The 5,621-nt window shown below is 50.1% G+C and carries 1 protein-coding gene, 2 tRNA genes and 3 rRNA genes; all 6 read right to left on the bottom strand.

What is annotated here, in order from left to right; genetic code table 11:
• Positions 1–40: 40 nt before the first annotated feature.
• Positions 41–156 (bottom strand): 5S ribosomal RNA (rrf, locus tag ACFOEK_RS21210).
• 143 nt (positions 157–299) lie between these two features.
• Positions 300–3,186, bottom strand: a 23S ribosomal RNA gene (locus ACFOEK_RS21205).
• Positions 3,187–3,476: 290 nt separating this feature from the next.
• Positions 3,477–3,552 (bottom strand) — tRNA-Ala (locus ACFOEK_RS21200).
• A gap of 22 nt (positions 3,553–3,574) precedes the next feature.
• A tRNA-Ile gene (locus ACFOEK_RS21195) sits at positions 3,575–3,651 on the bottom strand.
• Positions 3,652–3,776: 125 nt separating this feature from the next.
• Positions 3,777–5,316: ribosomal RNA gene (locus ACFOEK_RS21190) — 16S ribosomal RNA — on the bottom strand.
• Together the 16S, 23S and 5S rRNA genes with 2 tRNA genes alongside form the textbook arrangement of a ribosomal RNA operon.
• Positions 5,317–5,438: 122 nt before the next feature.
• Positions 5,439–5,621: hypothetical protein (locus ACFOEK_RS21185; RefSeq protein WP_386723492.1), on the bottom strand; the 183-nt coding region annotated here is incomplete at its 5' end.

Genomic DNA, 5,621 nt, shown 5'->3' with positions numbered 1-5,621 from the left:
AAGCCCCGATGCGTTCGCATCAGGGCTTTTAGTATAAGGCGCTTGACGATGACCTACTCTCACATGGGGAGACCCCACACTACCATCGGCGCGGACCGGTTTCACTTCTGAGTTCGGAATGGGATCAGGTGGTTCACAGTCGCTATGGTCGTCAAGCAAAACTGGGACAGAGGAGATGAGTTCGAGCGTTGCTCTATTGTCATCATCACATTGAATACGGTGTCTGAATCAGGATGTTTACATCTGATGTTTTAATCAATCGGGCTGAACACTGATGTTCTAAACCACTTTGGTGTTATATAGCCAAGCCTCACGAGCAATTAGTACTGGTTAGCTCAACGCCTCACAACGCTTACACACCCAGCCTATCAACGTCCTGGTCTTGAACGGCTCTTAAGAGGTCTTAAAGACCTAGGGAAAACTCATCTTAAAGGGGGCTTCCCGCTTAGATGCTTTCAGCGGTTATCCTGTCCGAACGTAGCTACCGGGCAATGCCATTGGCATGACAACCCGAACACCAGAGGTTCGTCCACTCCGGTCCTCTCGTACTAGGAGCAGCTCTCTTCAATTTTCCAACGTCCACGGCAGATAGGGACCGAACTGTCTCACGACGTTCTAAACCCAGCTCGCGTACCACTTTAAATGGCGAACAGCCATACCCTTGGGACCGGCTTCAGCCCCAGGATGTGATGAGCCGACATCGAGGTGCCAAACTCCGCCGTCGATGTGAACTCTTGGGCGGAATCAGCCTGTTATCCCCGGAGTACCTTTTATCCGTTGAGCGATGGCCCTTCCATACAGAACCACCGGATCACTATGACCTACTTTCGTACCTGCTCGACGTGTCTGTCTCGCAGTTAAGCTGGCTTATGCCATTGCACTAACCGTATGATGTCCGACCATACTTAGCCAACCTTCGTGCTCCTCCGTTACTCTTTGGGAGGAGACCGCCCCAGTCAAACTACCCACCACACAGTGTCCTCGATCCCGATAAGGGACCTGAGTTAGAACCCCAAACATACCAGGGTGGTATTTCAAGGTTGGCTCCACCAGAACTGGCGTCCTGGTTTCAAAGCCTCCCACCTATCCTACACAAGTATGTTCAAAGTTCACTGTGAAGCTATAGTAAAGGTTCACGGGGTCTTTCCGTCTAGCCGCGGATACACAGCATCTTCACTGCGATTTCAATTTCACTGAGTCTCGGGTGGAGACAGCGTGGCCGTCGTTACGCCATTCGTGCAGGTCGGAACTTACCCGACAAGGAATTTCGCTACCTTAGGACCGTTATAGTTACGGCCGCCGTTTACCGGGGCTTCGATCAAGAGCTTCGCCGAAGCTAACCCCATCAATTAACCTTCCGGCACCGGGCAGGCGTCATACCCTATACGTCCACTTTCGTGTTTGCAGAGTACTGTGTTTTTAATAAACAGTCGCAGCCACCTGGTCACTTCGACCGACCTCAGCTTACGGAGCAAGTCCGATCACCAAAGTCGGCGTACCTTCTCCCGAAGTTACGGTACCATTTTGCCTAGTTCCTTCACCCGAGTTCTCTCAAGCGCCTTGGTATTCTCTACCTGACCACCTGTGTCGGTTTGGGGTACGGTCTCTTTATAGCTGAAGCTTAGAGGCTTTTCTTGGAAGCATGGCATCAATCACTTCGTTGCCGTAGCAACTCGTCATCAACTCTCAGCATTAAGGAACCGGATTTGCCTAATTCCTCTGCCTACAATCTTAAACCTGGATAACCAACACCAGGCTGACCTAGCCTACTCCGTCCCCCCATCGCACTATAAAGAGGTACAGGAATATTAACCTGTTTCCCATCGACTACGCATTTCTGCCTCGCCTTAGGGGCCGACTCACCCTGCGCCGATTAGCGTTGCGCAGGAACCCTTGGTCTTCCGGCGGGGAAGTTTTTCACTCCCCTTATCGTTACTCATGTCAGCATTCGCACTTCTGATACCTCCACGGAACTTCTCAATTCCGCTTCAACAGCCTACAGAACGCTCCTCTACCATGCGTGTAAACACGCATCCGCAGCTTCGGTACTATGTTTGAGCCCCGTTATATCTTCCGCGCAGGCCGACTCGACTAGTGAGCTATTACGCTTTCTTTAAAGGGTGGCTGCTTCTAAGCCAACCTCCTAGCTGTCTAAGCCTTCCCACATCGTTTCCCACTTAACATAGATTTTGGGACCTTAGCTGGCGGTCTGGGTTGTTTCCCTCTCCACGACGGACGTTAGCACCCGCCGTGTGTCTCCCATGATTGCACTCATCGGTATTCGGAGTTTGCAAAGGGTTGGTAAGCCGGGATGGCCCCCTAGCCTTAACAGTGCTCTACCCCCGATGGTGATACATGAGGCGCTACCTAAATAGCTTTCGAGGAGAACCAGCTATCTCCAGGCTTGATTAGCCTTTCACTCCTATCCACAAGTCATCCCCTGGCTTTTCAACGACAGTGGGTTCGGTCCTCCAGTGCGTGTTACCGCACCTTCAACCTGCTCATGGATAGATCGCCTGGTTTCGGGTCTAATCCCAGCAACTGAACGCCCTATTAAGACTCGGTTTCCCTACGCCTCCCCTAAACGGTTAAGCTTGCTACTGAAATTAAGTCGCTGACCCATTATACAAAAGGTACGCAGTCACAGAACAAGTCTGCTCCCACTGCTTGTACGCATACGGTTTCAGGTTCTATTTCACTCCCCTCACAGGGGTTCTTTTCGCCTTTCCCTCACGGTACTGGTTCACTATCGGTCAGTCAGGAGTATTTAGCCTTGGAGGATGGTCCCCCCATGTTCAGACAGGATACCACGTGTCCCGTCCTACTCGATTTCACTTAGGTTAGTTTTCGTGTACGGGGCTATCACCCTGTATCGCGGCACTTTCCAGAGCCTTCCACTAACGTCCCCTAAGCTTAAGGGCTGGTCCCCGTTCGCTCGCCGCTACTAAGGGAATCTCGGTTGATTTCTTTTCCTCGAGGTACTTAGATGTTTCAGTTCCCTCGGTTTGCCTCTTACACCTATGTATTCAGTGCAAGATACCCGACTTACATCGGGTGGGTTTCCCCATTCAGAGATCTCCGGATCAAAGTCTGTTTGCCGACTCCCCGAAGCTTATCGCAGGCTACAACGTCTTTCATCGCCTCTGACTGCCAAGGCATCCACCGTATGCGCTTAGTCACTTGACTATATAACCCAAAATAGTTTGGATTAGTTGTTCATTTGACTGATTAACGATCACCGGATGTAAATACGCTTGATTCAGTTTTACTCGTATTACAACTCAATAAATTACGTACTGTAATTTACTAATTTCTCTGTCCTAATTTTTAAAGAGCGGTTAACAAGTTGTGAACAACTTATTAACAATAGTGTTCTTTCGAACGACTAAAGGTGAAATACTCTTTAGAACAATGACTAATCATTATTCAAAAACATTTCCCTTTAGTTTGGGTACCACATATTCTTAGTTAAGAAGTGGTGGAGCTATGCGGGATCGAACCGCAGACCTCCTGCGTGCAAGGCAGGCGCTCTCCCAGCTGAGCTATAGCCCCAAATCATCTCTCGAGGAGATTTTGGTAGGCTTGGGCAGATTTGAACTGCCGACCTCACCCTTATCAGGGGTGCGCTCTAACCAACTGAGCTACAAGCCTAAATTGATAGTCTTGACTCAAGCTGGCCCTAGAAGACTCTCTTAAGCCTAAAACCGCTCTCTCTAATTCACTTGTTCAGATAATTCGTTGTGGACACTTTACTGAGCGCAAAAGCTCTTTTCGTTTAAGGAGGTGATCCAGCCCCAGGTTCCCCTAGGGCTACCTTGTTACGACTTCACCCCAGTCATGAATCACTCCGTGGTGACCGCTCTCCCGAAGGTTAAGCTAGCCACTTCTGGAGCAACCCACTCCCATGGTGTGACGGGCGGTGTGTACAAGGCCCGGGAACGTATTCACCGTGACATTCTGATTCACGATTACTAGCGATTCCGACTTCATGGAGTCGAGTTGCAGACTCCAATCCGGACTACGACCGGCTTTCTCAGATTAGCTCCCCCTCGCGGGTTGGCAACCGTCTGTACCGGCCATTGTAGCACGTGTGTAGCCCTACTCGTAAGGGCCATGATGACTTGACGTCGTCCCCACCTTCCTCCGGTTTATCACCGGCAGTCTCCTTATAGTTCCCGACCGAATCGCTGGCAAATAAGGATAAGGGTTGCGCTCGTTACGGGACTTAACCCAACATTTCACAACACGAGCTGACGACAGCCATGCAGCACCTGTCACAGAGTTCCCGAAGGCACTAAGCTATCTCTAGCAAATTCTCTGGATGTCAAGAGTAGGTAAGGTTCTTCGCGTTGCTTCGAATTAAACCACATGCTCCACCGCTTGTGCGGGCCCCCGTCAATTCATTTGAGTTTTAATCTTGCGACCGTACTCCCCAGGCGGTCTACTTATCGCGTTAGCTGCGCCACAAAGCTCTCAAGGAGCCCAACGGCTAGTAGACATCGTTTACGGCGTGGACTACCAGGGTATCTAATCCTGTTTGCTACCCACGCTTTCGCACCTCAGCGTCAATATCGGTCCAGTCAGTCGCCTTCGCCACTGGTGTTCCTTCCCATCTCTACGCATTTCACCGCTACACAGGAAATTCCACTAACCTCTACCGTATTCTAGCCTGCCAGTTCTAAATGCAGTTCCCAGGTTGAGCCCGGGGCTTTCACATCTAGCTTAACAAACCGCCTACGCGCGCTTTACGCCCAGTAATTCCGATTAACGCTTGCACCCTCCGTATTACCGCGGCTGCTGGCACGGAGTTAGCCGGTGCTTCTTCTGCGAGTAACGTCACAGTTAGCAGGTATTAACTACTAACCTTTCCTCCTCGCTGAAAGTGCTTTACAACCCGAAAGCCTTCTTCACACACGCGGCATGGCTGCATCAGGCTTGCGCCCATTGTGCAATATTCCCCACTGCTGCCTCCCGTAGGAGTCTGGGCCGTGTCTCAGTCCCAGTGTGGCTGATCATCCTCTCAGACCAGCTAAAGATCGTCGCCTTGGTAGGCCATTACCCCACCAACTAGCTAATCTTACGCAGGCTCATCTAATAGCGATAGGTCCGAAGATCCCCATCTTTCCCCCTCAGGGCGTATGCGGTATTAGCATGCGTTTCCACATGTTGTCCCCCACTACTAGGCAGATTCCTACGCGTTACTCACCCGTCCGCCGCTCGACGCCTGATAGCAAGCTATCATCGTTTCCGCTCGACTTGCATGTGTTAAGCCTGCCGCCAGCGTTCAATCTGAGCCATGATCAAACTCTTCAGTTCAAAATCTAAAAAGCATCATGACATCATAAAAATCACTGCATAAAACAAATGATATTCACGAGTCACTTATATATGTCCTTCGACACACAGTAAGTGCCCACACGAATTATCTGAACAAATTCTTAAAGAGCTTGAGATAACTTAAGTTTTTCAACCAAATCCAAGGCTTGCCGCCTTGCTGTTATCTCGAAAGAGGACGCACATTTTAACGATTCAAATCTCTGTGTCAACCTTTTTCTTTCACTTTCTGAAGAAGTTTTTTTGCTTTCTGAGTCTTCCAGATCAGGGGCAGACCCCTTTCCTTC

The organism is Litoribrevibacter euphylliae (genome assembly GCF_042646085.1).
Lineage (GTDB): Bacteria > Pseudomonadota > Gammaproteobacteria > Pseudomonadales > Litoribrevibacteraceae > Litoribrevibacter > Litoribrevibacter euphylliae.
The sequence above is the reverse complement of the archived record's forward strand: the minus strand, read 5'-3'. Positions and strand labels throughout refer to the sequence as shown.